Origin of the sequence: Streptomyces sp. NPDC059456, assembly GCF_042750055.1 — a bacterium.
Taxonomy (GTDB): Bacteria; Actinomycetota; Actinomycetes; order Streptomycetales; family Streptomycetaceae; genus Streptomyces.
In genome coordinates, this window is sequence record NZ_JBHYVA010001043.1 from 826 (window position 1) to 1866 (window position 1041).

The 1041-nt window shown below is 75.8% G+C and carries 2 protein-coding genes; both read left to right on the forward strand.

What is annotated here, in order from left to right:
• A partial coding sequence (locus ACFXA3_RS41965) for a PaaI family thioesterase (protein ID WP_385196682.1) occupies window positions 1-350 on the forward strand: 350 nt, incomplete at its 5' end.
• Window positions 351-355: 5 nt separating this feature from the next.
• A complete protein-coding gene (locus ACFXA3_RS41970) occupies window positions 356-1033 on the forward strand; it encodes an MFS transporter (protein ID WP_385196684.1) in 678 nt (225 codons plus the stop codon).
• The last annotated feature ends 8 nt before the right edge of the window (window positions 1034-1041 follow it).

Consider the following 1041-nt stretch of genomic DNA (forward strand, 5'->3'; position numbering starts at 1 on the left):
CCCGGGGGCTGCCCGCCCCGGCGCCGGGGGCGCGGCCCGCGGGCGTGGGGCGGCCTGGGCCGGCGGGGGGGGCCGGGGCGGGCGGCGGCCTCTGCGGGCAGGCCCTGATGGCCGCCGCCGACACCGCCACCGTCATCGCGATCTCCGCCGCGCGCGGGGCGTACGGGCCGATGACCACCGTCCAGCAGTCGACCAGCTTCCAACGGCCGGTGCTCGGCGCGGACGTGCTGATCGGGGTCCGGGTGACCAAGCTCGGCAAGCGGATGGCCTTCGCCGACGTCACCATGACCCCCGAGGGCGCGACGGAGCCGGCCGCCACGGCGTCGACCGTCTACGCCCTGCTGGGCTGAACGGGGTGCCGGCCCGGCGCTCTTCGCTCTGGCGCAACCGGGACTTCAACGTCTTCTGGCTCGGCCAGACGCTGTCCGTCCTCGGCGGATCGATCACCCTGCTCGCGATGCCCCTGCTGGTCCTCGAAGCGACCCGGTCCGTCGTCCAGATGGGGCTGATCACGGTCGTCACCGGCGTCACCGGCATCGCGACCGGGTTGTTCGCCGGACACGTGGTGGACCGCACGGACCGGCGCCGGCTGATGATCGCCTGCGATCTCTCACGGGCGCTGCTGCTGGGCGCGGTGCCCCTCATCTGGCTGGCCGGGCCGCGGATCTGGGTGCTGTACGTACTGACGGCGCTGGCCACCGCGCTGAAGACGCTGTTCGACGTGGCGTACGTGACGGCGGTGCCCGAGCTGGTGCCCGCCGAGGACCTGACCGCCGCCAACGGGCGGCTGATGGGCACCTTCGCCGTCGGGACCCTGTGCGGGCCCGCGGCGGCCGGGTTCATCGCCGCCGGGGTGGGCGCGGACTGGGCCCTCGGCGTGGACGGTGCGACCTTCCTGGTCTCGGCAGCCAGCCTGCGCTGGGTGACCTTCGGGCGGCACGGCGACCCGGAGCGGTCCGCCGCGGGGCGGCGGGGCGCCCAGCCCCCGCCATACGGGGCCGCCCGGGGGGGGGGGGTGTTCGTGGTGGGGTGACGGTTTGA